At 69.6% G+C, this 25,717-nt stretch carries 20 protein-coding genes and 1 pseudogene; 16 read left to right on the forward strand and 5 right to left on the reverse strand.

The window, feature by feature from the left end; translation table 11 throughout:
- Together ACZ68L_RS30730 and ACZ68L_RS30735 are read left to right on the forward strand one after the other, a co-directional pair.
- A complete protein-coding gene (locus ACZ68L_RS30730; RefSeq protein ID WP_469583207.1) occupies positions 1–561 on the forward strand; it encodes a hypothetical protein in 561 nt (186 codons plus the stop codon).
- Positions 562–635: 74 nt separating this feature from the next.
- Positions 636–776, forward strand: a pseudogene (locus ACZ68L_RS30735) (DUF397 domain-containing protein); the annotation flags it as partial.
- Between the two features lie 60 nt (positions 777–836).
- Here the strand turns inward: ACZ68L_RS30735 and ACZ68L_RS30740 are convergent.
- Entirely contained in the window at positions 837–1,490 is a 654-nt protein-coding gene (locus ACZ68L_RS30740; RefSeq protein ID WP_469583211.1) for a pyridoxine/pyridoxamine 5'-phosphate oxidase, read from the reverse strand.
- A 54-nt stretch (positions 1,491–1,544) separates the two neighbouring features.
- Between ACZ68L_RS30740 and ACZ68L_RS30745 the strand changes: the two genes are divergently transcribed.
- From ACZ68L_RS30745 to ACZ68L_RS30760, 4 genes are all read left to right on the forward strand, one after another.
- The gene (locus ACZ68L_RS30745) at positions 1,545–2,144 is read left to right on the forward strand and encodes a CGNR zinc finger domain-containing protein (RefSeq protein WP_469583331.1); all 600 of its coding nucleotides are present in this window, start codon (positions 1,545–1,547) and stop codon (positions 2,142–2,144) included.
- A 10-nt stretch (positions 2,145–2,154) separates the two neighbouring features.
- Positions 2,155–2,556, forward strand: a complete 402-nt coding sequence (locus ACZ68L_RS30750) for an ACT domain-containing protein (protein ID WP_469583215.1) — start codon at positions 2,155–2,157, stop codon at positions 2,554–2,556.
- A 128-nt stretch (positions 2,557–2,684) separates the two neighbouring features.
- Positions 2,685–3,185 carry a hypothetical protein gene (locus ACZ68L_RS30755; RefSeq protein WP_018550733.1) on the forward strand — a complete coding sequence of 167 codons (501 nt, stop codon included), beginning with the start codon at positions 2,685–2,687 and terminating at the stop codon, positions 3,183–3,185.
- Positions 3,186–3,503: 318 nt separating this feature from the next.
- Entirely contained in the window at positions 3,504–5,738 is a 2,235-nt protein-coding gene (locus tag ACZ68L_RS30760; RefSeq protein ID WP_469583333.1) for a glycoside hydrolase family 95 protein, read from the forward strand.
- Here the strand turns inward: ACZ68L_RS30760 and ACZ68L_RS30765 are convergent.
- Positions 5,714–7,927, reverse strand: a complete 2,214-nt coding sequence (locus ACZ68L_RS30765) for a terpene synthase family protein (protein ID WP_469583220.1) — start codon at positions 7,925–7,927, stop codon at positions 5,714–5,716. The two genes, ACZ68L_RS30760 and ACZ68L_RS30765, sit on opposite strands and share 25 nt — an antisense overlap.
- Before the next feature lie 389 nt (positions 7,928–8,316).
- Here ACZ68L_RS30765 and ACZ68L_RS30770 point away from each other — a divergent pair, with 389 nt between their 5' ends.
- A complete protein-coding gene (locus ACZ68L_RS30770) occupies positions 8,317–9,648 on the forward strand; it encodes an N-acetylmuramoyl-L-alanine amidase (protein ID WP_469583221.1) in 1,332 nt (443 codons plus the stop codon).
- Positions 9,649–9,819: 171 nt separating this feature from the next.
- Here the strand turns inward: ACZ68L_RS30770 and ACZ68L_RS30775 are convergent, their stop codons facing one another.
- Positions 9,820–11,007 carry an ROK family transcriptional regulator gene (locus ACZ68L_RS30775; RefSeq protein WP_469583222.1) on the reverse strand — a complete coding sequence of 396 codons (1,188 nt, stop codon included), beginning with the start codon at positions 11,005–11,007 and terminating at the stop codon, positions 9,820–9,822.
- A gap of 165 nt (positions 11,008–11,172) precedes the next feature.
- Between ACZ68L_RS30775 and ACZ68L_RS30780 the strand changes: the two genes are divergently transcribed.
- From ACZ68L_RS30780 to ACZ68L_RS30805, 6 genes are all read left to right on the forward strand, one after another.
- Complete coding sequence (locus ACZ68L_RS30780) at positions 11,173–12,660, forward strand: sugar ABC transporter ATP-binding protein (RefSeq protein ID WP_469583224.1); 1,488 nt, start codon at positions 11,173–11,175, stop codon at positions 12,658–12,660.
- Positions 12,657–13,673 carry an ABC transporter permease gene (locus ACZ68L_RS30785; protein ID WP_469583227.1) on the forward strand — a complete coding sequence of 339 codons (1,017 nt, stop codon included), beginning with the start codon at positions 12,657–12,659 and terminating at the stop codon, positions 13,671–13,673. The genes ACZ68L_RS30780 and ACZ68L_RS30785 overlap by 4 nt, the downstream gene beginning before the upstream one ends.
- Positions 13,670–14,674 (forward strand): ABC transporter permease, encoded by a 1,005-nt coding sequence (locus ACZ68L_RS30790; RefSeq protein ID WP_469583229.1) that lies wholly within the window; start codon positions 13,670–13,672, stop codon positions 14,672–14,674. The genes ACZ68L_RS30785 and ACZ68L_RS30790 overlap by 4 nt, the downstream gene beginning before the upstream one ends.
- Entirely contained in the window at positions 14,671–15,885 is a 1,215-nt protein-coding gene (locus ACZ68L_RS30795; protein WP_469583232.1) for a substrate-binding domain-containing protein, read from the forward strand. Before ACZ68L_RS30790 ends, ACZ68L_RS30795 begins: the two co-directional genes overlap by 4 nt.
- Positions 15,882–16,754 (forward strand): sugar phosphate isomerase/epimerase family protein, encoded by an 873-nt coding sequence (locus tag ACZ68L_RS30800; RefSeq protein WP_469583236.1) that lies wholly within the window; start codon positions 15,882–15,884, stop codon positions 16,752–16,754. The genes ACZ68L_RS30795 and ACZ68L_RS30800 overlap by 4 nt, the downstream gene beginning before the upstream one ends.
- 141 nt (positions 16,755–16,895) lie before the next feature.
- Positions 16,896–19,976 carry a ThuA domain-containing protein gene (locus ACZ68L_RS30805; protein WP_469583336.1) on the forward strand — a complete coding sequence of 1,027 codons (3,081 nt, stop codon included), beginning with the start codon at positions 16,896–16,898 and terminating at the stop codon, positions 19,974–19,976.
- A gap of 71 nt (positions 19,977–20,047) precedes the next feature.
- Here the strand turns inward: ACZ68L_RS30805 and ACZ68L_RS30810 are convergent, their stop codons facing one another.
- Positions 20,048–21,184, reverse strand: a complete 1,137-nt coding sequence (locus ACZ68L_RS30810) for an aminoglycoside phosphotransferase family protein (protein ID WP_469583238.1) — start codon at positions 21,182–21,184, stop codon at positions 20,048–20,050.
- 231 nt (positions 21,185–21,415) lie between these two features.
- On the opposite strand from ACZ68L_RS30810, the gene ACZ68L_RS30815 reads away from it, so the two are divergent.
- On the forward strand, positions 21,416–22,915 hold the full coding sequence (locus tag ACZ68L_RS30815; protein ID WP_469583241.1) for a DNA-binding protein NsdB: 1,500 nt from the start codon (positions 21,416–21,418) through the stop codon (positions 22,913–22,915).
- Between the two features lie 180 nt (positions 22,916–23,095).
- Here ACZ68L_RS30815 and ACZ68L_RS30820 read toward each other — a convergent pair whose 3' ends face one another.
- Complete coding sequence (locus ACZ68L_RS30820) at positions 23,096–24,550, reverse strand: PP2C family protein-serine/threonine phosphatase (protein WP_469583243.1); 1,455 nt, start codon at positions 24,548–24,550, stop codon at positions 23,096–23,098.
- 584 nt (positions 24,551–25,134) lie between these two features.
- Between ACZ68L_RS30820 and rpmG the strand changes: the two genes are divergently transcribed.
- Together rpmG and ACZ68L_RS30830 are read left to right on the forward strand one after the other, a co-directional pair.
- A complete protein-coding gene (gene rpmG / locus ACZ68L_RS30825) occupies positions 25,135–25,299 on the forward strand; it encodes a 50S ribosomal protein L33 (RefSeq protein WP_469583244.1) in 165 nt (54 codons plus the stop codon).
- A 46-nt stretch (positions 25,300–25,345) separates the two neighbouring features.
- Complete coding sequence (locus ACZ68L_RS30830) at positions 25,346–25,612, forward strand: type B 50S ribosomal protein L31 (protein WP_469583246.1); 267 nt, start codon at positions 25,346–25,348, stop codon at positions 25,610–25,612.
- The last annotated feature ends 105 nt before the right edge of the window (positions 25,613–25,717 follow it).

Raw genomic sequence — 25,717 nt, forward strand, 5'->3', positions numbered from 1 at the left:
ATGGCCGACCACGACTACGGTTACACGAAGTGGGGCAAGGACTGGGTCCGGTTCGCCGAGTCGTTGCGCCAGACCCGTCCTGATCCCCAGCTGCCGAGCGCACGCCGCACGGCACGCGACGGGAAGGTCCAGATCACGTTCGACGACCGGACCGTGCGTGCCGTCGTGCACCGAGGTCGCGGCACCTCGGTGGTCACGATCGAGGTCGCGCCGATGTCCCCGGGGGCGACGGCCGAGATCTCCCGTCAGCTGAGCGGCATCCAGCCCCTGCTCACCGACGACCTGTACCGCGCGATCGCCGACGCGGGCCATCCGCCCGCGCCGGCCCTCGACAGCGTCGACTGCTCCTGCCCGACCGCCACCCTGCGGTGCATCCATGAGCTGTCCGTCTACTACGACATGGCGCGGCGCATCGACGACGATCCCCGCATCGCTCTTGACGTGCAGGGCTTCTTCCGCGCTTCGGCGGGCGGCGGCCAGGCGCCCGCCGAAGCGACGGCACAGCGCTGGATCGCACTCAACTCCCTTGATCCGGCCGCCTACTTCACGGCGGCCGATTGACCCGGCCGGCCTGAGGGGGAGCGGTGCGTGCCCGCCCGGCGGGCACGCACCCTCACCACCCGCTGAGCCCGCTGATGCCCCCGCATCCTCCGGCCGCGACGGCCCCGCTCGCGGATGTCCAGATCGCCTTCGTCGAGGGATTCATCGCGATGCGCAACGCCGGCAAACCCGGCAGCCCATCACTGATCTTCACCCCGGCCGAATGGCGCGCCTTCGTGGTGAACGCCCGCGACGACGAATGCGACCTCACCCGAGCGCCGGACGCCCGGCGCGCCTCAGGGCCACAGCAGCTCGCGCAGCCAACCATCCCCGTCGGCACGGTAGTTGAGGCGTGTGTGCCTGCGCTGCTTGTCGCCCTGCCGGAACTCCACACTCCGTGGACGCACCGTGTACAGCGTCCAGCCCGGCGGTACGAGATCCGGCTCCCGCTCCAGGCGCGCCAGCGACTCGCGCACCGCGGCGTCGCGCTCCGCGAGGTCGGTGAGAGGGGTGCTCTGCCGTCCGAGCAACGACTCCGCCCGGGCCGCGGCGCCCCGGGCGAGGAAGTCCGCCGCGCTCTGCTCGGCGCTCTCGGCGACCACGGGCCCGCGCACCCGGATCTGCCGGGCCAGGGAAGACCAGTAGAAGGTGAGCGCGACGAAAGGGCGTTGAGTGAGATCGCCGCCCTTCCGGCCGCCCGTGTCCGAGGCGAACTGCCAGCCGTGCGCGGTGACGTTCTTGAGGATCAGAGTGCGGGCGGTCGGATTCCCGTCCGCACCCGCCGTCGACAGGACCATGGCGTGCGGCTCCCGCACCTCGGCCTCCAGGGCATGGAGCAGCCATTCGATGAAGAGCTCGGCAGGGGTCTCCGGCGCGGTCCGCGGGTCGAATCCGGGGAGCTCGCCCCGGAACACCTCGATGTCGCGCAGCAACTGACGCAGCTCGGTCACGCCACTCTCCCTCTTCGAGAACTAATGGTTGGAGTGGAAGTTACCATTAGCACCATGTCCGATCCCCGACTCGCGCTCGACCTGGCCCTCACCATCCGCCACGACGGCCGGGGCGGCGTGACCGACGACCTCGACAGTCCGGCTGGGCTGAGCCGGTGGGTGCGCGAGCGGTGCGCCCGGCTCGATGACGTGGCGGTCGGCGACGGATGGGCGGCCGACGAGGCAGCCCTGGAAGCCGTACGGGCGCTGCGCGCCGCCGTCCGGGCGCTCTTCGCGTACGCCGTCCGCCCCGGCGAGCCGAGCCCTGCCGACGCCGCGAGGCTCCTTTCCTTCGACGAGGCGCTGCGCCGGCTCAATGCCGCCGCCGGCGCGGTCCCGACCGTGCCGCGTCTGGACTGGGCGCCGGACCGCGATCCCGTCGCCCGTGACCACCCGACCGACGCAATCGCGGAACGGAACGCTCTGCCCGCCGCCCTCGCCCGCGCGGCCATCGGATTCCTCGCCGGACCGGACCGCGCGGCGCTGCGCGCCTGCCACGCCCCACGGTGCGTGCGCTACTTCATCAAGGAGCACCCCCGCCAGGAGTGGTGCAAGCCGTCCTGCGGCAACCGCGCCCGGGTCGCACGCCATCATGAGCGCCACCGCGCCACGTAGCGTGGTGGGCGTGACAGGCGAGCGCGATCTTCGAACCCTGCTGAGCGGCATGCGGCCGGAGCTGAACCCCGGCCGCTATGTCTTCACCACCACGCCCCGCGACACGGTGCCCGAGGGCGTCGACCCGGTTGTCACGGTCGCCGAGCCCGAAGGGCTCACCCTGGTGCTGTCCGAGGAACAGGCCGTCTCGGCAGGTCTGCGTCACGACTACGTGGCAGGTTGGATCACGCTCCGTGTCCACTCGGCGCTGGACGCGGTGGGGCTCACCGCCGCCGTGTCCCTGGCGCTCACCGACGTGGGGCTGAGCTGCAATGTGGTGGCCGGCTTCCATCACGATCACCTGTTCGTTCCGTACGACCGGGCCACCGAGGCCGTCGAGGTCCTGGAGGCGCTGGCCGCAGAGTCCGGCTGACGGCGGGGACGCGGAGTCTGCGCAGCCGGTTCCGCCGGGCCGCGGCACGCCGGGCCGCGGACCCGGCCGCGCCCAGGTCTGCTCGGACCCGGCTCCGCAACGTGAGCCCGGACACGTAACATGTCTGCATGTCCTTCCTCCGCCGCCGTAGCGCCGCCACACCCGCGGGCCCCGACTTCGACGTCCTGGCCATGGACCCGGGGGACTGGCCCGGAAATCTCGGCGCCGGCCTGCTGCCCGCCCCCGACGGGAGCTGTCAGGGTGTCTTTCTGCGGTACGACCTGTTCGGTGGCCGCGGCCCCGCGATGATCATCGGCAATCTCCCGGAGGGCTCGCCCGCCCGCGAGACCGAGGAGGGCCAGGTTCCGTTCGAGGTCGCCCAGCTTCTTCTCGCGCTGGAGAACGACGAACCGGTCGAGGTCACCGGTACCGAGGACATGCCCGTGATGCAGGGCGACAACCTGCTGATCGTGCGCCGCGTCAAGCTCTCCGAGAGCCGGATCTCCTGCGTCCAGTTCGACCGCAGCGACGGGGTGCTCGTCACCATCGCCAGCTGGGACCGGCCGATCACCGACGATCTGTACACCCTGCTGAAGCCCCTGCCGGCCGAGCTGTTCCAGCAGGGCTGATTCCGCCCTGCGCCTTGGCCGCCCGTACTCGACGGGCGGCTGCGGAACACTCGCCCCGTCCATCTGTCCAAGTGTTCGCGGCCTCTGTCCATGAGGCCGCTTTGTCATGTGCCTTGCCGGAGCAATCGTCGGACCTTTACCGTCGGCGGCATGACATCCGGGATGACGCGACGCACCACGGTGAAGACAGTGATAGGCGCAACCGGCGCTCTGGCGCTCGGTATCCCTACTGCCTCCGGCACGGCAGTGGCTGCCAGTACCTCCGATGAATCGAAGGGAGCGAAGAGCGCCGCCCACCCAAGGACATCGGTGGAACCGATACTCCGGTACCACGCCCCCGCCGCCGGCTGGGAGCGTGAGTCCCTGCCGATCGGCGGTGGCGCTCTCGGCGCGAGCGTGTACGGGACGCTCGCATCCGAGCGGCTCACCTTCAACGAGAAGACGCTGTGGACCGGCGGCCCCGGTTCCGCCGAGGGCTACGACTTCGGGAACTGGACCACCCCCAGACCCGACGCCCTCACCGGCGTCCAGCAGCGGCTCGACAGTCAGGGCGCTCTCGACCCGGACGCCGTCGCCGCCGAGCTCGGCCAGGCACGCCGCGGCTACGGCGCCTACCAGGTCTTCGGTGACCTGTGGCTGGATCTGCGCAACGCCCCGGCCGCCCCCGACACCTCCTACCGGCGTACTCTCGATCTGCGAAACGCCCTTGCCGCCGTCACCTACACCCACCAAGGGGCCCTACACACAAGGGAGTTCTTCGTCTCCCATCCGGGCCGGGTCATCACGGGGCGCCTCGCCGCAGACCGTCCGGGACAGGTGTCGTTCACCCTGCGATACAGCTCGCCCCGCAGTGACTACACCGCTATCGCCGACAAGGATCGGCTCACCGTACGTGGTGCGCTGAAGGACAACGGCCTGCGCTTCGAGGCTCAGATCCGGGTCCGGACCAGCGGCGGCACCGTCACCGCCGGCGCGGACGGCACCCTCACCGTCACCGGAGCCGACAGCGCCTGGTTCGTCCTCGCCGCCGCCACCGACTACGCCGACCGCTACCCGGCCTACCGCGGCGACGACCCGCACCGGGCGGTCGCCGCCGCGGTGGACTCCGCCGTCCGGACCTCGTACGAAAAGGTCCGCGACGCCCATGTGCGCGACCATCGCGCCCTCTTCGACCGGGTCACCCTCGACATCGGCCAGGAACTGCCAGACCTGCCCACCGATCAACTGCTCGCCCGGTACACGGACGGCACGAGCCCCGCCGACCGGGCCCTGGAGGCGCTCTTCTTCCAGTACGGCCGCTATCTGCTGATCGCCTCCTCGCGGGCAGGCTCGCTGCCCGCCAACCTCCAGGGCGTCTGGAACAACTCCACCACCCCGCCGTGGTCCGCCGACTACCACAGCAACATCAATCTGCAGATGAACTACTGGCTCGCCGAGGTCACCAACCTCGCCGAGACCACGGCGCCGTACGACCGCTACATCGAGGCGATGCGCGCCCCGGGCCGGAAGACGGCGAAGGAGATGTTCGGGACGGCCGGCTGGGTCGTGCACAACGAGACCAACCCGTACGGCTTCACCGGCGTCCACGACTGGTCCACCGCCTTCTGGTTCCCGGAGGCCGCCGCCTGGCTCACCCAGCAGATGTACGAGCACTACCGGTTCAGCGGCTCCACCGACTACCTGCGCGGCACCGCCTACCCCGCGCTGAAGGAGGCCGCCGAGTTCTGGCTGGCCAATCTGCGCACCGACCCGCGCGACGGACTGCTCGTCGTCACCCCCAGCTACTCGCCCGAGCACGGGGACTTCACCGCCGGTGCGGCGATGTCCCAGCAGATCGTCCACGACCTCCTCACCAACACCCTGGAAGCCGCCCGGATCCTCGGCGACGCTCCCGCCTTCCGCGGCCGCCTGGAAACGGCCCTCGACCGGCTCGACCCCGGACTGCGGATCGGCTCCTGGGGCCAGCTCCAGGAATGGAAGACCGACCGGGACGACCCGGCCGACACCCACCGCCATGTCTCGCACCTCTTCGGCCTGCACCCCGGCCGTCAGATCGAACCCGGCACCCAGTGGGCCGAAGCGGCGAAGGTCTCCCTCCGCGCACGCGGCGACGGCGGCACCGGCTGGTCCAAGGCATGGAAGATCAACTTCTGGGCGCGGCTGCGCGACGGCGACCACGCCCACAAGATGCTCGCGGAACAGCTGAAGAACTCCACACTGCCCAACCTCTGGGACACCCACCCGCCGTTCCAGATCGACGGCAACTTCGGCGCCACCTCCGGCATCGCCGAGATGCTGCTGCAGAGCCAGCACGATGCCATCGAGATCCTCCCCGCCCTCCCGGCGAGCTGGCCGGACGGATCGGTGCGCGGACTGCGCGCCCGGGGCGGCTTCACCGTCGACATCGAATGGGCCGCGGGGCAGGCCCGCCGTGTGGTGATCACGGCGAGCCGCAGCCGCGAAGCGACCGTCCGTGGCTCGCTGTTCGCGAGCGGCGAGAAGGTCTTCAAGGCGCGTGCGGGCGGACGCTACACGCTGGAGGCCGAGGGCTGAGCGAACAGCGCGGTCACCCGCGCCGCCGACACACCGAGCCCCGTGGGACCGCCGAGGTGCCACGGGGTGGCGGTGCCCCGCCGCAGATCCTGCTCGCGGTAGCGCCGGCAGCCCCGGTGCCAGATCAGGATCCCCGCCATCCAGTGCTTGAGCTCCCGCACGTACCCGGCCAGAATCTCCCTCGCCTCGGCGTCCAGCCCGAAGTCGTCGTACAGCACGGGGAGTTCCTGCTCGGCGACGTGCAGGAACTGACGCAGCCGCGACTTCATCAGGTCGTGCACGATCGCCACCCCGGTCGGATAGTCCACACCGAAGAAGTTCTGCACGACCAGGACGCCGTTGTGCACCTCACCCTCGTACTCGATCTCCTTCTGGTACGAGAACAGGTCGTTCATCAGGCATGCGTAGTCCGCCGCCGCGTTCTCCAGCGAACGCAGCGGACCGCTGCGGTGGATCTCCTCCGGCACCTTCCTGCCGTGGCCCAGTCGGCACAGACTCATCGTGAGGTCGGAGCCGAAGGTCATGCGCCGCATCTCGATGTAGTCCACCGGGTCCGGGATGCGGTTCTGCACCTGGTTGGCCAGCTCCCACACCCAGCTCGCGGTCATGTCCTCGACCGCCTTGCGGAACGTGCGGCGCCCGCTCGCGTCCATCGGTGCGGAGGTGCGCGCCCAGAGATCGGCGAGCCCCCGTTCCAGCGCGTTGACCGGCTCGGGCGTCGCGGACCCGTCCAGGGGCATGAACAGTGACAGACGTTCATTGGCGAGCCCGGCACCCGCCAGATCGCGGGGCCGCCCGTGGACGACCGGGAACCAGTCGTCCCCGTACGTCCCCCAGGTCAGCCACTGGGAGGACAGATCCAGCTCCTCCGGCGTCGCGTCCGGGTGCAGACCCGCCGCGCACAACGGCAAATCGATCGCGGCGAGGCGCTCCTCGTCCCAGATGTGCGAGCCGGGCACGCCGGGCTGTGCTTCCAGGATTCCCGTACGACGCGCCCAGTCGACGATCCGTGCCCGCGCCCCGTCCAGATGCGGGCTGAGCGTCGTGCCGAACGGCAGCTCGAAGTCGGGCAGCAGGGACGGGCCGACCCGCTGAAGGGGCACATGGGTGTGGCTGCGCAGCCGGGCCCTTTCGGAGCGGAGAGTGAACCGGATCGACGCCGCGGCCATACCGAAGCCGGGCGCGGTCTCACCGGCCCCGCCGTCGTTCATGTAGCGGCTTGAGCGCATGTGCCACTCGTGACCGCCCGACTGCCAGTCCTGCAGCCCCTTGACGTACGCCAGAACCGCCGCGGTGTCCGCCGGGTCGAGCCCCTTCTGCGCGCAGAGCGGGCCGAGTTCGGTGAGCGCGGTGTTCTCGAACTGCTGGAGCCGTGACGTCAGCAGATCGTTCACCGCCTCGGCGGCCTCCTGCGTGGAGCAGCCGAGAAAGTGCTCAAGGACCAGCACGCCGTTGCTGTTCTCCCCCTCGTCCTCGACCTCCCGCTGGTACGAGAAGAGGTCATTGCGCAGATGCACGGCGTCGGAGAAGGCGTCCCGCAGCACCCGTAGCGGACGCTCGTCGGCCACCGACTCGGGTACCTCCGCGCCCGCCGCGTACTCCACGAGTCCCGCGGACCACGGGGCGCCGCCCACCTTGCGGCGCATCTCGATGTACTCGACGGGGTTGGCGATGCGCCCCTCGTTGATGTTGGCGAGTTCCCACAGCGACTCGTCGAGCAGGTTCTTCGTCGCCTCGGCGAACCGGACCCGCCAGGCGTCGGACATGCCCGGCACCGTCCGAGCCCACAGGTCGGCCAGGCCCGCCTCGACCGGATTCGTGGGCTCCGGCATCGGAGCACCGCGGTCCATCGGCATGAACGCGGGCAATCGGTCCAGATACCGCTTGCCGCCCTCACGGTCGGGGGTGCGCTTGAACAGCTCCAGGAAATGGTCGTCGAAGAAGAAGACCCACACGTACCAGTCGGTGACCAGCGAGAGCGCCTCGGACGAGCAGTCGGGGTGGGTGTACGCGCACAGCAGCGCGTAGTCGTGGGAGTCGAGGTCCTTCTCCTGCCAGATTCCCGACCCCTCCAGCATCCCCATGCTGCGTGCCCAGTGCTTGGTGTGCGCTCGCGCCTCCTCGACATGGGTGTTGAGCCGCGCCGGATACGGAACGTAGAAGTCCGGCAGGGTGAAGGGCTGAGCCATGTGTGCGTCCGGCCTTTCCGAGATCTCCGTGCAGCGACCGCCGCACGGACCGGTGGTGTCCGCGCGAGCACTACCCTTCGCCCGTTCGGGGCACGCACATCCGGGATTAGTCGCATAAATGGTGTGCTCGTTCGTGGCCGGTGAGTGCGGGTCCCCGGCCGGTCGCCGGTCTCGTGGACGTCGGGTGGCGCGGTCGTCAGCGCGTGCCCGTCTTCTTTCCCACCGCAGGTCAGGCGCCCCGCCAGTGGTCTGGTCCACTGGCTCGGCCCGCGTCCCTCACTGGCCTCTTGACGTGCTGTCATCTCAGGTCGGAGAGTGTGCGCGCACAGCGCAACAGTGAGATCGGATCAGGCACGGCTCCATCACGCACGGCTCCAAGAAGGGTTGTCATGACGTCCAAGCAGAGGACCGGACTTGCACTCGCGTTGACCACGGTCGGTGCCCTGAGCATGGCGCTGCTCAGTCCCGCGGCGCAGGCCGGTGCGGACGGGGTGCGGCCGGAATGCCCACGCGGCCTCGCATGCGACTGGGTACCGGCTGCCTACCAGCAGACGGGCGACCCCACCGACAAGGAGACGTACGGGAACTACGACACCTCGGACCGGCCACACACCAACAAGATCAGATTCATCGTGCTGCACGACACCGAGGAGGACTTCGACACCACCCTGAAGATCTTCCAGAACCCGCTGAAGCAGACCTCCGCCCACTATGTGGTGCGCTCGGGCGACGGCCACGTCACCCAGATGGTCAAGGGCAAGGACGTCGCCTGGCAGGCGGGGAACTGGTACGTCAACAGCCACTCCATCGGCATCGAGCAGGAGGGTGTCGCCGTCGAGGGCGCCAAGTGGTACACCCCGGAGATGTACCGTTCGACCGCCGAGCTGGTGCGCTACCTCGCGGCCAAGTACGACATCCCGCTCGACCGCCAGCACATCATCGGCCACGACGGTGTACCGCCCACCAGCGCTTCCGGCACCAAGAACATGCACTGGGACCCGGGCACGTACTGGGACTGGAACCACTTCATGACCCTGCTCGGCAAGCCCACCGTGCCGAGCGCGCCGAAGAGCAGCGAACTCATCACCGTCAGCCCGGACTTCAAGAAGAACAAGCAGGCCTTCCGGGACTGCGAGAAGAGTGTGGACCTGCCGGTCCAGGGCTCCAGCGCCGTCCCGCTGCACACCGCGCCGTCCACCGGCGCACCGCTCTTCTCCGACCCGGGCCTGCACACCGACGGCTCCCCGGGCACGAACTGCGCCGCCGACTGGGGCAGCAAGATCAGCGCAACCCAGCAGGCCGTCGTCGCGGACCACGCCCCGGGCTGGACGGCGATCTGGTGGTACGGCCAGAAGGCCTGGTTCCAGACCCCGGCGCACACCCGGACCACCACGCCCACCTCCGGCTACGTGGTCAAGCCGAAGGCCGGCCGTACCGAGGTGCCGGTGTACGGGGTGGCGTACCCGGAGAAGTCCGAGTACCCCACGGACTTCACGGACCAGCGGGTGGGCTCGCCACTGCAGTACACCATCAAGGCGGGCCAGTCCTACCCCGGCGGCGGTGAGGCACCCACGGGCTTCTTCTACGCCCCGACGATCGACGCCTCCTATCCGCTCGACCACGCGTACTTCCGGGGCAAGGAGAAGTACGTGACGGTGCAGGTAGGCCACCGGATCGCCTTCGTGAAGTCCTCCGACGTGGACATCGTGCGCGCGCACTGAGGCCGCTCGGGCGGTCTCCCGGCGGCATCGGAATCCCCGTCCATCCGTACGACGAGGAGGAGGCCTTGTGGTTCGAGGCCCGATGGGACCCGATGATTCCGGCCTGACCGCGTGAGCCCGCGAGTCGTGCCCCCTTCGCGAACGGCACCGTCCACGAAGGGGGCACGAGAGTCAGCCCACGACCTGGCGGTTCACCTGCGCGGGAGAGAGCGCGTGCTCGATCGCGAGGATCCCTGCCCCCACCGCCGCCGCGTTCTCACCCGTACGGCTCGGCTCAATGCGCAGCAGTTGGGTGGCCAGCGGATGTGACCGCCGATAGACCGTCTCCCTTACACCGGCGAGCAGTTGGTCGTGCACGGCGGCCAGTGCGCCCCCCATCACCACCGTGTCGGGGTTGAAGAAATTCACGAGTCCGGCGAGGACCTCGCCGACCGCCCTCCCCGCCTCCCGCACCATCCGTACGGCATCCCGGTTTCCGGACTGCACCAGCCGCACCACATCGCTGCCCGATGTCGCGTCGAGCCCCAGGCCGACCAGTTTCGCCGCCAGCGACGCACCGCCCGCGACGGCCTCCAGACAGCCCGAATTTCCGCACCGGCAAGGATCGTCGAGGTCCGCGACACGGATGTGGCCGATGTCGCCGGCACATCCCTGCGCACCCCGGTGCAGCTCGCCGTCGGCGACGATCCCACAGCCGATCCCCGTGCCGACCTTGATGTACAGCAGATAGCGGCAGTCCGGGAACGCGCGGCGCTGCTCGGCCAGAGCCATCACGTTCACATCGTTGTCGACGAGCGCCCGCACCCCGAAGCGGGCGGCGAAGAACTCCGGGATCGGGTACTGGTGCCAGCCCGGCATGATCGGCGGATCGACAGGACGCCCGGTGGAGAACTCCACCGGCCCCGGCACTCCGACACCGATGGACCGCAGCGTCTTTGGCTCCCGGTGCGTCTCCTTGAGCAAGGCACGCACCGTCCGCTCCACATGCCGCAGTACGGAGTCCGGGCCGTCTCCGATCGACATCGGCTCCTCCTGGACCGCCAGGGTCGCGCCGCCGATGTCCATCAGTGCCACCCTGCAGTGCGAGGCTCCCAGATCCACCCCGGCCACCGCGTGCTCACGGGTGCGCAGCGCCAGCCGGCGCGGCGGGCGGCCACCGGTGGAGCCGCCGTCGGCATCCTCGTCCACGAGGCCGTGCGCGATCAGCGCGTCCACCCGCTGGGAGACCGTCGAACGGGCCATCCCCGTGATCCGGGCGATGTCGGCACGGGTCGCGACCGTCCCTGAACTGATCAGTGCGAGTACCTCGCCCGGTGAGTGCGAGGCGGCAGCGGACGTGCGATCCGACGGCGAAGACATGACAGTCACCCTAAGGACGACTTTTGCTGCTCACAAGGCGTCCGGCATCCGGTCATCGGCATAAGTCCATGCCAAGTCGCTTAAAAACAAAGGCGCTTGAGCCCTTGACAGTCCTAAGTCGTGTCACGACTCTGCTCTGCAGACCGCTGAGCGAGGAGTCATTCGATGCTGACGATGCACGGTGTGTCCAAGAGCTTCCTCGGGGTGCGTGTGCTCCACGAGGTGGGGCTCGACCTCGAAGCCGGAGAAGTGCATGCACTGGTGGGAGAGAACGGTGCGGGGAAGTCGACTCTCATGAAGATCCTCGCGGGCGAGCACTTACCCGACGAGGGAACCCTCACCATCGACGGAACCGCGTACTCCTTCAGTCACCCTGCGCAGGCCCAGGTCGCCGGAATCGGCATCATCCACCAGGAGTTCGCGCTGCTCCCGCACCGCACCGTCGCCGAGAACGTCTTCCTCGGCCGTGAACCGACCCGGTACGGACTCGTCGACCGGCGCGCCATGGAACGGCGCACCGCCGAGCTCCTCGCCGAATTGGCCGAGACCGGCATCACCCCCCGGACCCCCGTCCATGAGCTGTCGGTCGCACGCATGCAGACCGTGGAGATCGTCAAAGCCCTCGCATCCGACGTCCGGATCCTGGTGATGGACGAGCCCGCCGCCGCCCTCGCCGACCACGAGGTCGAACAACTCACCGCACTCACACGTCGCCTGACCGCCCGTGGCATCGGCATCCTCTACATCTCGCACCGGCTCCGCGAGGTCTTCGCACTCTCGCGACGCATCACGGTGCTCAAGGACGGCCGCCGCGTCGCCACGCTCACCACGCGCGACACCGACGCCGGCTCGGTCGTCCGCGCCATGGTCGGAAGGGAGCTCGGCGCCTACTACCCGCCCAGGGCCCGACCGGGCGAGGCGGGTGCCGAGAGGCTCACCGTCAGCGGTGGCGGCAACGCCCGGATCTCCGGCATCGAACTGAGCCTGCGGGCCGGCGAGGTCGTCGGTGTCGCCGGTCTCCAGGGCTCCGGCCGCACCACCCTCGCCCGTGCCCTCTTCGGCGCGGACCCCTTCACCACGGGCACCATGACCGTCGACGGGCAACCACTGCGCCCGAGCCGTCCCCGGGACGCAATCCGGGCCGGAGTCGCCCTCGTCACCGAGGACCGCAAGGCCGAGGGCCTCGCCCTGCGCCAGTCCGTGACCGACAACGCGCTGCTCGTGACCCGGGCCGTGCCCGCCCGCGGCAGACCGCCCGCGGGCCGCGAGGTGACCGCGCTGCTGGAACGCGTACGTCTGCGAACCCACGACGAGGGCCGACAGGTCCAGTACCTGTCCGGCGGCAACCAGCAGAAGGTCGTCATCGCCAAATGGCTCGCCGCCCGCCCCCGGATACTGCTCTTCGACGAACCGACCCGCGGCGTCGACGTCGGCGCCAAGGCAGCCATCCACACCCTCGTGCGCGAACTGGCACGCGAGGGCCTCGCCGTACTGATCATCTCCTCCGAACTGCCGGAACTGATCGGCATGAGCGACCGCATCCTCGTCATGTCGGAAGGCCGCCTCGCGGGCGAACTCCCCGCCGGCGCCGCCGAGGAGGCCGTCATGCGCCTCGCCACCGGCGGCGACCGTCCACGGGAGGGAGCCGCATGACCGCGCTTCGGCCCGAGCCGACGACCCGGCCCCGCACCCGCCCGGGGCGAACAGCCCGGCCGCGCCTGGCCGGCCCGGTGGCCGGAGTCTGGCTCGCGGCCCTCGCCGTCACCCTCCTCGGCTGGATCGCGGTAGCCGCCCGCGGCGGGGACTTCCTCACTGTCACCAACGTGGTGACGACCCTGCAGAACTGCGTCGCCCTCGGCCTCGTCGCGGTCGGCCAGTCCGCCGTGATCCTCACCGGATCGCTCGACCTGTCCGTCGCCTATCTCATCAGCCTGGGCACCCTCGTCGCAGCGGAGACGATGGAGAGCGACGGCGTCCTCGTGGCGGTCCTCGCGGTCCTGGCGCTCAGCACCGCCGTCGGACTCGCCAACGGACTGATCGTCACCGGCCTCAAGGTCAACGCGTTCATCGCGACCCTCGGCACCGCCTTCATGCTGCGCGGCTGGATCGAGGACAACTACACCGGTCCCGCGGGCAAGGTCCCCGCCTCCTTCCAGCACCTCGGCTACGACCGGATCGGACCTGTTCCGGTCTCCCTGTTCCTGCTGCTCGCCGTCGCCGCTGCCCTCTGGCTGATCACCCGCCGAACCCGGCTCGGCCACCACATGTACGCGACCGGTGGCGACGAGCACGCCTCCCGGCTCTCCGGGGTCCGCACCCGGCGCACCGTCATCACCGCCCACGTGCTGTGCTCCCTCTGTGTCGGAGCCGCCGCGCTCTTCCTCGCCGCCCGGCTCGGGGCCGGGGCCCCCTGGGCCGGTACGGAGGCCCGCTACGACCTGGAGTCCATCGCCGCCGTCGTGCTCGGCGGCACCGCGCTCGCCGGGGGCCGCGGCGGGGTGGCCGGCACCCTCGGCGGGGTCCTCGTCCTCGCCGTGCTCGACAGCGTCTTCAATCAGCTCGCCGTCGACCCGTTCTTCAAGAACGTCGTCCGCGGCGTCGTCATCATCGCGGCCGTCGCCCTCTACGCGCGCGGCCGCCGTACCCCGCAGGAGAGGACCGCATGACCACCGCACAGGCACCCGCCGGCCGTCGCGTCCTGCGTGCCCTCACCGCCGGCACACCCGTCTACGTCCTGCTCGCCGTGCTCCTCGCGGCGCTGGCCCTCACCGACCCGGGCTTCTACGAACCCGACCGCTTCCTCGCCTTCATCAAGCGCGCCGCGCCCCTCGTCATCCTCGCAGCGGGCCAGTACCTGGTCATCGTCTGCGGCGAGTTCGACCTTTCGGTCGGAGCGATCGTCACGGCCGGGGTGGTCGTCGCCGCCGAACTGTACGGTTCGTTCCCGGGCGCGCCCTGGCCCCTCGTCACCGCGGTGCTGCTGCTCGCCGGAGCCCTCGCCGGTCTCGTCAGCGGACTGATCACCACCCTGCTGCGCGTGCCGTCGTTCATCACCACGCTCGGCATGATGCTGATCCTCGAAGGTGCCGTCTTCTTCTGGACCGGCGGTTCCCCGCACGGCGCGCTGCCCGCAGCCTTCCGCAGCCTCGGGCGCGGCACGGCCTTCGGCCGGCTGCCCTGGGCCGTCCTCGTCTGCGTCGTCGCGGGCCTCCTCGCCGTCCGGCTGATGCGTTCCGACTTCGGCCGTACGCTCCTCGCCACCGGTGACAGCGAACGCGCCGCGGCCCTGGCCGGGGTCCGGGTCGCTCGCGCCCGCACCATCGCCTTCATCCTCTCCGGTGTCGCGGCCGCGCTCGCCGCCGTACTCGTCGGCGGCTTCTCCGGAGTCTCCGCGCAGGCCGGCCGGGGCTACGAGTTCGAGGCGATCACCGCCGTCGTCCTGGGTGGTGTGGTGCTCGGCGGCGGACGCGGGTCCGTCCTCGCGGCGATGGCCGGGGCCTTCTCGCTCCAGGCTCTGTTCACCCTGCTCAACCTCCAGGGCGTTTCGGGAGCCCTGGAATCGACCGTGCAAGGCGTCATTGTCATCGCCGCCGTCGCCCTCGGCGCGGCCGACTGGTCCCGGCCGCGCCGTCGCGGCACCGAGCCCCCAGGAGCGAAAGCCTCATGAGTACGCGAAAGATCCGACACGTCCTCGTGCCCCTCGCCGCCCTGCTCGGCGCGGCCCTGCTCGCCGGCTGCACGAGCGACGCACCGCCCGATGCCCCCGCTGGAGCGGCGAGCGGCACCGCGGTCGAACCGGGTACCGGAAAGCAGTCGAAGTTCTTCGACCGCGCCGAGTACGACCGCCAGCTGGCCCTCGCCAAGGAGACCCCGCAGGGTCCGGCCGGCAAACCGTGGGAGCAGATGCTCCAGCCGCGGCTGGTCGACACCACGCGGTACAAGAAGAGCGGCACCGGCGGAATCCACCTCTGCCTGTCCAACGCCGGAGTCTTCAATCCGTGGCGCCAGGTCGGGCTGAAGAACATGCGGGCCGAGGCCGGACTCCACAAGGAGATCACCGACTTCACCGTGCTCGACGCGCAGGGCAAGGACGACAAGCAGATCTCCGACATCCAGGAGCTCACCGGGCAGGGCTGCGACGCGCTCATCGTCTCCCCGAACACCACGGCCACGCTCACCCCCGCCGTCGAAAAGGCCTGCGGAAAGGTGCCCGTGATCGTCTTCGACCGGGGCGTCGAGACCGACTGCGCCGTCACCTTCATCAACCCGATCGGCGGCTACGGCTACGGGGCGGTCGCCGCCGACTTCCTCGTCGGGAAGGTGAAGCCCAAGGGGAAGATCCTCGCCCTGCGCATCTCTCCCGGCGTCGATGTGCTGGAGACCCGCTGGTCGGCTGCGAAGGTCGCGTTCGACAGGAGCGGACTCGACGTGGTGGATGTGAAGTTCACCGACGGCGATCCGGCCAGGACCAAGGCGATCGTGACCGATGCGATCACCCGTAACGGCGACATCGACGGCGTATGGATGGACTCCGGCGCGACCTCCGTCGCCGCCGTCGAGGCCTTCGAGGACGCGGGTAAGGACGTACCGCCCATCACCGGCGAGGACCAGCAGGACTTCCTCCAGGTGTGGAAGGAGAAGAAGCTCACCGCGATCGCCCCGTCGTACCCCACCTTCCAGTGGCGTACCCCCGTCATCGCGGCGCTGAGGATCCTGAGGGGGGAGCAGGTTCCGAAGGAATGGAAGCTTCCGCAGCCCACCGTCACCCAGGACACCCTCGATCGGTATTTCAAGCCCGGCATGCCGCCGCTGCACTACGCGATGTGCGGCTGCGAGAACCTGCCCGGGTTCCCGGAGAAGTGGGGAGGCAGCAAGTGAGCGCTCACGCGTTCCCCCTCGGCGCCAATCCGTGGATCTGGCACTCGCCGGTGACGTACGAGGCACTCGGTGACGTTCTGCCGCGTCTGTCCGCATGGGGATTCGACTGCGTCGAGATCCCGTTGGAGAACGAACGGGACTGGGCGCCCGACTCCGTCTCCAAGCTCCTCAAGGCGTCCGGGCTCACCCCCGCCGCGGTGATCGCCGTGATGCCGCCCGGCCGCGACCTCGTCCGCACCGACCCCCGGACCGTTCGGATCACCCAGGACTACCTGCACCGCTGTGTCGACGCCGCCCGTGCCCTGAACGCTCCCACCGTCGCCGGGCCCGTGTACGCGGCGGTCGGTCGCGCCTGGCGCATGGACCGTGGCGAACGAGTGGCGGCGTACGAGGAGTTGCGCCAGAACCTCGCCCCGGTCGTCGATCACGCACACGCCGCCGGGGTGCGCATCGCCGTGGAGCCCCTCAACCGGTACGAGACGAGTCTGCTCAACACCGTCGACCAGGCCCTCGAAGCACTGACCGGGCTGCCCGAGGACACCATCGGCCTCGCACTCGACGTGTACCACCAGAACATCGAGGAACGCTCGCTGCCCGACGCCGTACGCCGTGCCGCGGGCCGCATCGTCCACGTCCAGGTGTGCGCCAACGACCGCGGCACCCCCGGTGCCGACTCCCTCGACTGGACCGGATTCCTCACCGCGCTCACCACGAGTGGCTACCGGGGCCCGCTCTGCATCGAGTCGTTCACCGCGCACAACGACGCCATCGCGGTCGCCGCCTCGGTCTGGCGACCGCTCGCCGCCACCCAGGACACCATCGCCACCGACGGCCTGGCGTTCCTGCGCCGCGCGCTGGGAGGGGGTTGAGGCGCTCGGCCCGGCCGAGCGCCTCAACCCCCTCCTGGAAACCACCTCCCTCGACCCCACTCGGCCACCACCCGCAGAGAGGACCCGCTCGTGAACCGTCAACGACGGTACTGTCATGCTCGTGACATACGAAGTACGTTCATCGCGTTGGTGAGCGCAGTGCTGCTCGCACTGACCGCGCTGCCCGCGACCGCGGCCACCACCGGAAAGGCACCCGCCTTCCGCGCCCTGCTCTTCACCCGCGCCGTCGGCTATGTGCACGCCTCCATCCCCGCAGGCATCCAGATGTTCAAGGAGGAGGCGGCCGCCAACAACTTCGCCCTCGTCGAGACCGCCGACCCCGCCGTCTTCGACGAAACCAAGCTCAAGGACTTCGACGTCATCGTCATGCTGCAGAACTCCGGCATGGTCTGGGACACCGAAGCCCAGCGCGAAGCGATGCGGACATACGTGCGCGACGGCGGTGGCGTCGTCGCCCTCCACAACACCCTCGACATGGGCATCGAGGACACCTTTCCCTGGTGGGACGAGGCCATCAACGGCGGCGTCCACATGCCCGCACACTCACCGGGCGTCCTCCAGGGCACCGCCAAGGTCGCCGACCGCGTCCACCCCTCCACCGCGGGACTCCCGGAGCGCTGGGAGCGCCCCGAGGAGTGGTACAACTTCGACAGGAACCCCCGCGGTGACGTCCACGTCCTGGTCACCGCCGACGAAACCACGTACAACCCCGGCGGTTCCGCCATGGGCGCGGACCACCCCATCTCCTGGTGCCGCAACGCCGAGGGCGGCAGGATCTGGGCGACCGCCATGGGCCACGACACCGCCTCGTACAGCGAAGCCGCCTTCCGCGCCCATGTCGTCGGCGGCGTCAAGTGGGCCGCGGGCAACAAACCCGGCGACTGCGGCGGCACCGTCTGGAGCGGCTACGAGAAGGTCACCCTCGACGACAACACCGCCGACCCGATGGAGCTCGACGTCGCCAAGGACGGCCGGGTCTTCTACATCCAGCGCAGCGGCGAGGTGAACGTCTACGACCCCGCGACCCACGCCACCACCACCGCGGGCAAGCTCGACGTCTACACCGGCGGCGAGGACGGCCTCGTCGGCATGGAACTCGACCCGGACTTCAAGAAGAACCACTGGATCTACCTCTACTACGCCCCCGCCGGCGCGACCGAGGACGTCAACCGGCTCTCCCGCTTCACGGTCAAGGGCAACACCCTCGAACTCGCCAGCGAGAAGAAGCTCCTCGACGTCCCCGCCTACCGCGACCGCACCTTCCCGGAACCCGGACACACCGGCGGAGCCGTCGAGTTCGGCCCCGATCGCACCCTCTACCTCGGAGTCGGCGACGACACCCCGCCCAACCTCGACCCGAACTGGCAGGGGTACGCCCCGCTCGACTGGCGCGAGGGCAAGCAGATGCTGGACGCCGCCCGCACGGCGGGCAACACCAACGACCTGCGCGGCAAGATCCTGCGCATCAAGCCGAAGGACTCCGGCGGTTACACCATTCCCAAGGGCAACCTCTTCGCCCCCGGAACCGCCAGGACCCGCCCCGAGATCTACGCGATGGGCTTCCGTAATCCGTTCCGCTTCACCGTCGACCCCAAGACGGGGTACGTCCACGCCTCCGACTACGGCCCCGACCGCGGACTGCCCACCACCGACCGGGGCCCCGAGGGCCTGGTCGAATACAACGTCATCAAGAAGGCCGGCAACTTCGGCTGGCCGTTCTGCCACGGCAACAACCAGGCGTACGCCCCCTACAACCCGGACACCAAGGAAGTCGGTCCCAAGTTCGACTGCGCCAATCCCGTCAATCCCTCACCGAACAACACCGGGCTGACCGCACTCCCACCGGTCCAGCAACCGGAGATCTGGTACGGGTACGGCGCGTCCCAGGAATTCCCCGAGGTCGGCAGCGGTGGCTCGGCCCCGATGAGCGGTCCTGTCTACCACTACGACAAGAAGAACCCGTCCACCACGAAGTTCCCCGCGTACTTCGAGGGAGCGAGCTTCTTCTACGAGTGGTCGCGCGACTTCGTCAAGGAGATCCGGTTCGACAAGGACCAGAAGCTCCTGAAGATCAATGACTTCCTCTCCTCCCAGAAGTTCAACAAGCCGATGGACATGACGTTCGGCCCCGACGGATCGCTCTACGTCCTCGAATGGGGCAGTGCCTTCGGCGGCGGCAACAACGACTCCGGGCTCTACCGCATCGACTACGCACAGGGTCAGCGCGCACCGGTCGCCAAGGCCGCCGCCTCCGCCACCGACGGCCCCGTCCCACTGAAGGTCGACTTCTCCAGCGAGGGCAGCAACGACCCCGACGGCGACACGCTCAGCTATGCCTGGGACTTCGACGGTGACGGTACATACGACTCCACCGACGCGAACCCCAGCCACACCTACACGGTCAAGGGCGACTTCACCGCACAGCTCAAGGTCACCGACTCCACCGGCAAGTCCGGCTATGCCAACATCCCCGTCACCGCCGGGAACACCGCACCCAAGGTGACCATCGACTTCCCGGTCAACGGCAAACTCATCGAGTTCGGCGACAAGATCCCGTACAAGGTCACGGTCACCGACCCGGAGGACGGACCGGTCGACTGCTCCAAGGTCACCGTCAACCCGGCACTGGGACACGACGATCACGAGCACCCCACCACTGACATCCCCGGCTGCGAGGGCACCGTCGACACCGGTGACCTGGGCGGTCACCCCGAAGGCGCGGACCTGACCTACGTTCTCAACGCCAAGTACACCGACAAGGGCGGCGACGGCGTCTCCGCCCTGACCGGCTACGGCCGCGCCGTGCTCCAGCCGAAACACAAGCAGGCGGAGTACTACGACGACCAGTCCGGCACCCGGATCGTCGCCCAGGAAGGCGCCGAGAACGGCAAGCGGATCGGGGACGTCTCGAACGGCGACTGGGTCGCCTTCGAACCGATGAGCGTCGAAGGCATCGGCTCGGTCGGCTACCGGCTGTCCTCGCCGTACGGGGTCGGCGCGATCGAACTGCGCGCGGACGCCCCCGACGGTCCTCTGCTCGCCAGCACCCCCGTCCCCGACACGGGAGGTTGGGACAACTACCAGGAGACCCCGGCCGTGCCCGTCCAGGAGCTGAAGGGCACGCACAAGCTGTATCTCGTCTTCACGTCACCGCAGAACAACGCTTTCGACGTGGACGCGGTCGACTTCAAGAGTCCCTGACACCACATCGGCGCGCTGCGGGTCCGGTGTGTCGGCACCGGACCCGCAGCGCGTGTCCCTTCTCGGCAGGGTCAGCGCGTACCGACGGCGGCACGTACGGCCCGGCGGGCCATCGCGCAGTCGTCGTGCAGGCGGCGCAGCAGCAGCCGCTGCTCCTCGCTCGACGAGAGCCCACCCGGCCGGTCCTGACCGGCGCCCGTGGGCACCGGCTCCCGCATCGCCCGCTGGACAGCCGTCTCGTACGTACGGATCTCCCGCGTCAGCACCAGCATCAGGTTCACCAGGAACGCGTCCCGCGCCGCAGGCCCCTTGGCCTGCGCCAGCTGACTGATCTGCCGCCGCGCCGCCGGTGCGTCTCCCAGGACCGCCCAGAGTGTCGCCAGGTCGTAGCCCGGCAGATACCAGCCCGCGTGCTCCCAGTCCACCAGCACCGGACCCGTGGGTGAGAGCAGGATGTTGGAGAGCAACGCGTCACCGTGACAGAACTGCCCCATGCCCTGACGGCCGCCCGCATGGGCCAGGCCGTGCAGCAGCTTCTGCAGGTCGCCCAGATCGCGGTCGGTGAACAGCCCCAGCTCGTGATAGCGGGCGATCCGCGAGGCGTAGTCCAGCGGTGCGTCGAAGAGACCCGGAGCCGGCCGCCAGGCGTTGATCCGACTGATCGCACCGAGCGCGGCCCGTACGTCGGCACGGGGCGGAGCCTCCGACGGGTGCCGGGTCAGGGCCGCCACCCGGCCGGGCATCCGCTCGATCACCAGGGTGCAGTTCTCCGGGTCGGCCGCGATGAGCCGAGGCACCCGCACCGGCGGGCGGTGCCGGACGAACGCCCGATATGCAGCTATTTCGTGCTGGAACCGTTCCGACCACGCGGGCGAGTGGTCCAGTAAACACTTGGCGACCGCGGTCGTGCGTCCGGTGGACCCGACGAGGAGCACCGAACGGCCGCTGCGACGGAGCACCTGCACCGGGTTGAACTCCGGACAGATGCGGTGCACCGAGGCGATCACCATCCTCAGCTGAGCGCCCTGCGGACCGGACAGGTCCAGCCGCCCGCTGAGCGGCGGACCGCCCAGCCCTCCCGGCCGCCGCGGGCGAACCGTGCCGGGTGCCGGGGGAGCGGCGTGCGGAGCGAGGTACGGTCCGCCGCCCGCCCCCAGGGGACGAAGCGGCCGGGGCGGGGCGGTCACGGAGGACGATGCTGTGTACATGGGCGAGACAGATCCCTTCGCGCGCCGACAAGTTGCGTGCACCGCCCCGGCCGGCGGCCGTTCGGCACCCTGGGGAGTACCTAGGGCTGCCGGGCGGGGTGGCGCTTTCCTACCTGACACCGGGGCGCGGGTGGCAGACCATCTGGCGGACCCTGGCGAACCCTGGCGAATAGTCGCGACGCATCTGACAGGGGGTTACTGTCGACACAGCCGAGAACCTGGGGGCTTGACGTGACCGGAGAACCCAACACCCGCCTGTCCGACCTGTTCGGCCTTGCCGGCTGGTCCAAGGGCGAACTCGCGAGAATGGTGAACCGGCAGGCGGCGGCCATGGGCCATCCGCAACTGGCCACCGACACCTCGCGGGTGAGGCGTTGGATCGACATGGGGGAGTCCCCCCGCGATCCCGTGCCCAAGGTGCTGGCTGCCCTGTTCACCGAGCGGCTCGGTCGTGTCGTGACCATCGAGGACCTCGGGTTCGGCCGACGCGGGCGTGTGGGGAAACGGCGAGAGATCGGGACGCAGCACAATCCCGACGGACTGCCGTGGGCGCCCGAGCGGACGGCAGCGGTCCTCACCGAATTCACGGGAATGGACCTCATGCTCAACCGACGCGGCTTGGTGAGCGCGGGCGCCGCGCTCGCCGCAGGATCGACCATCACCGGCCCCATGCACGACTGGCTGCACACCGACCCCGTGCTGGCGGCCGATGCCCCACGGACCAATGACCCGTTGTACGCGGACCCCGCCGGCTTCGACCGGTACGAGGCCGCGCCCATCGGGTCGGAGGAGATCGAGGCGCTCGAACGGTCCGTCGAGGTGTTCCGCGCCTGGGACGCGTCCCGGGGCGGCGGGCTTCAGCGCAAGGCAGTGGTGGGCCAGCTCAACGAGGTGGGCGGCATGCTCGCCTATCGTCACCCCGACCATCTTCAGCGCCGTCTCTGGGGCGTCGCCGCCAACCTCGCGGTGCTCGCGGGATGGATGTCCCACGACATCGGCCTCGAACCCACCGCCCAGAAGTACTTCGTCATCGCCGCCCACGCGGCGCGCGAGGGCGGCGATCGCCCGCGCGCGGGCGAGGCACTCTCCAGGGCGGCCCGTCAGATGGTCCACCTGGGCCGCCCCGACGACGCCCTGGACCTGATGAAGCTCGCCAAGTCCGGCTCCGGCGACATGGTTCTGCCGCGCACCCAGGCGATGCTGCACACCATCGAGGCCTGGGCGCAGGCGTCCATGGGCCGCGGTCAGGCGATGCGCCGCACACTGGGCAAGGCCGAGGAGCTCTTCGTATCCGACAAGAGCGATGTGCCGCCGCCCAGTTGGATGCAGCTGTTCGACGAGGCGGATCTGCACGGCATGCAGGCCCTGGCGTTCCGTACGCTCGCCGAACACGACCCGTCGGTGGCGATCGTGGCTCAGCGCCATGCCAAGCAGGCTCTGGAGCTCCGGGCCAACGGACGTCAGCGCTCCAAGATCTTCGACTACATCTCGCTCGCCTCGGCATGCTTCATCGCCGACGATCCCGAGCAGGCCGACCGCTATGCGCGGCTCGCCCTGGTGACGATGGGGGAGACCTCCTCGCACCGCACCTGGGACCGGCTGCGCGAAATGTACCGGCTGACGGGCCAGTTCGCGGGCTACGCCAAGATCGAGGACCTGCGCGAGGAGATCAAGCTCGCCCTGCCACAGAGCTCCATCATCAAGCAGCCCAGGCGCTCGTCGGAGATCTGAACATGCGGGCCCCGCGATGAGGGGGCGCCGCCGATCACGTCCGACTACCGACTGATCGACCGATCGCGGTCCGGCCGTCGCATGACCGAGTACGGCACCCGTGGACGGCTTGTCTCCCGCGGACCGCGTCGTGTCCGGTGTTCCGTGTGCTCGCTGTCCTCGCGCACGGGCCGCTGTGCCCTACTCCCTGATGCGCGCGATCAGCACGCACCCGTCGTCCAGGCGCTCGGTGCCACCGAACTCCGTGACGACCGACCGCACACACTCGCGTGCCGTACGGGCCTGTGCGAAGCGGGGGGCGAGTGCGAGCAGGTCGTCCGGGCCCGCGTCGTGGTCCCTGTGGCGGTTCAGCCCGTCGGTGTGCAGGACCAGTACATCACCGGGCAGCAGGTGCACTTCGTCCTGCTCGTACGCGACAGCGGAGGTCGCGCCGAGCAGAACCCCGTCCGGTGGCAGCAGCGGGCGCCCCGTTCCGTCGCGGAACAGCAGCGGAGCGGGGTGCCCCGCCTGTGCCCAGGTCAGGACGCCGGTGGACGGATCGAAGCGGCAGCACACCGCGCTGCCGAGAGCGGGCTGGACGGAGGACTCCAGTAACTGATTGAGATGGCCCATCAGGGCCCCCGGCTCGATGCCGGCCACGGCCATCCCGCGCAGCGCGCCCAGCAGCATCGCCATCGCCGAGGTGGCCTGGATGCCGTGGCCGGTCAGATCTCCGACCGTGAGGACGGTCCGGCCGTCCGGCAGTTCCAACGCGTCGTACCAGTCGCCACCGATCAGCGAACTGGACCGGGAGGGAAGGTAGTGGGCCGCGACATCCAGAGCGCCCACCCCCTGCGAAGGGAGCCGCAGCGAGTCCCGCCACGGCGGAAGCACGGTTTCCTGCAGTTCGACCGCCATCCGGTGCTCGGTCTGTGCCCTGTGCTGTCGACGTCGTAGCGAGTCGTGGTTCGTGCGTACTGCTTGCTGGCTGCGCCGCAGATCGCTGACGTCGCGCAGGACCGCCCACATGGAGGCTGTGCAGCCGTCCGCGTCGAGGACGGGCTCGCCCATCATGTGGAGCGTGCGCATCCGGCCGTTAGTCCGCAGGATGCGGAATTCACCGTCTATCGGCCTGCCGTCGACCAGACAGTCCGTCACCATGGCGGTGAGCAGAGGCTGGTCCTCGGCAAGGAGCATGGACGGGAGCTCGTCCAGCGAGAGCGGCCCCGCGTCGGGGGATCTGCCGAAGATCTGGAACAGCTCCTCGGACCAGGTGACCTCGTCGGTCAGCAGATTCCACTCGGCGCTGCCCACCCTGCCGATGAGGGAACCGGACTCCGACCGGTCGAGGGTCTCGTCCGAGACGTCGAGTGCCGAGGTACCCGCGGGCTGTTCCGGCGCCTGCGGCGACTCCGGCGGAAGGCCCTCCCTGAGCTGCCCCAGATGCGTACCGAGATCGTCGAGGTGATGGACCGCCAGATCGCAGAGCGCACGCCGCCAGCGCATCTGCGGGTCTTCCTCGTCGATCAGCATCGTGTCCGGCCGCACGGCATCCACATCGCCACGCAGCCGACGGGTCCGGCTGATCAACACGTCGACGGCATGTTGTTCGGGTGGCTGGGGGGCGGGGCGGTCCGCGGACAGATGGGACGGCATCTCGTACTCCGATACAGGCGCGGCGCGACCAGGTCCGAAAGGTGGACCGTAGACGACTGTCGCACAGGCCGCGGGGGCTCGTAAGGGATTTGGCAACACTCGATACGTTGTTGCTTCTGGCATATGCCACCGGCGGAGCGGGGCATCGATCCGTCGAACAGCCTTGCTGTCGGGGGACGTTGGTGCAAGTCGCCCGGCGTGCACGGGTGGTCGCGCGCCCACGCGCGCTCCCCCGAACGGCGCGTGCGGCTGAGGCGGGGGCGCATGGGAAGGAGCCCCCACGGGCTGTTCGCGGCACCCGGCCCGGGATGCGTCGTACGCGGCGGCGCGGGTCTGGTGGGGTCGCGCGGGGATCCCGGTCGGATCGCCGTCGAGCGCCCGGCGGGTGATTCCGGCGTCGGCCCGTGCGAGATGCCCGACGCCCGCACGCGCCATCCGTCCGTTCGGTGCGGGCGCGGTGCGGCGTCCGGTCGGCGCCCAGGGAAGGGAATGCGGCCGGGCCCTCTCGCGTTACGACAGCAGAACGAAAACGACACCCATTCTCACCAGGGGAATCGGGGTCGAGGAGGAGTTTGGAGGCGTACATGGCCCGCAGTGAGGCCCGCCCCGTGGTGACACTCCGGTCGACGGCCGGAACGGGGCAGAGCTATGTGACGCGCAAGAGCCGCCGGAACAACCCCGGCTGGCTGGTCCTGCGCAAGTTCGATCCCGCCGTGGGGCGGCACGTCCTCTTCCGCGAGGAACGCTGACCATCGGCTCGTACGGTCCTCTCGCGGCACCAGGAAAGGAACGCGCATGAAGTCCCGTATTCACCCCGTCTCCCGTCCGGTGGTCTTCCGTGACCGCGCCGCGGGGGCGGCCTTTCTGATCCGCTCGACCGTGCCCGTGCGCTCGGATGCGCGGGTGACGTGGGAGGACGGCCTGAGCTATCCCGTCGTCGATGTGGAGACCTCATCGGCGAGCCACCCGTTCTACACCGGGACCAAGCGGGTGCTGGACACGACCGGCCGTATCGAACGGTTCAATCGTCGCTACGGCGGCCGGACGTCCGCGGGAAGCTGATCCGCGCCACCCTGAAGCGGTGATTCCGTGCTCCGGATCACAGTCCAGGGCACGAGTTCCCGGGAACGCGGCGTGATGGTTTATCGTTCACCTATATGTGGATGT

The organism is Streptomyces sp. NPDC104309, from assembly GCF_055584025.1.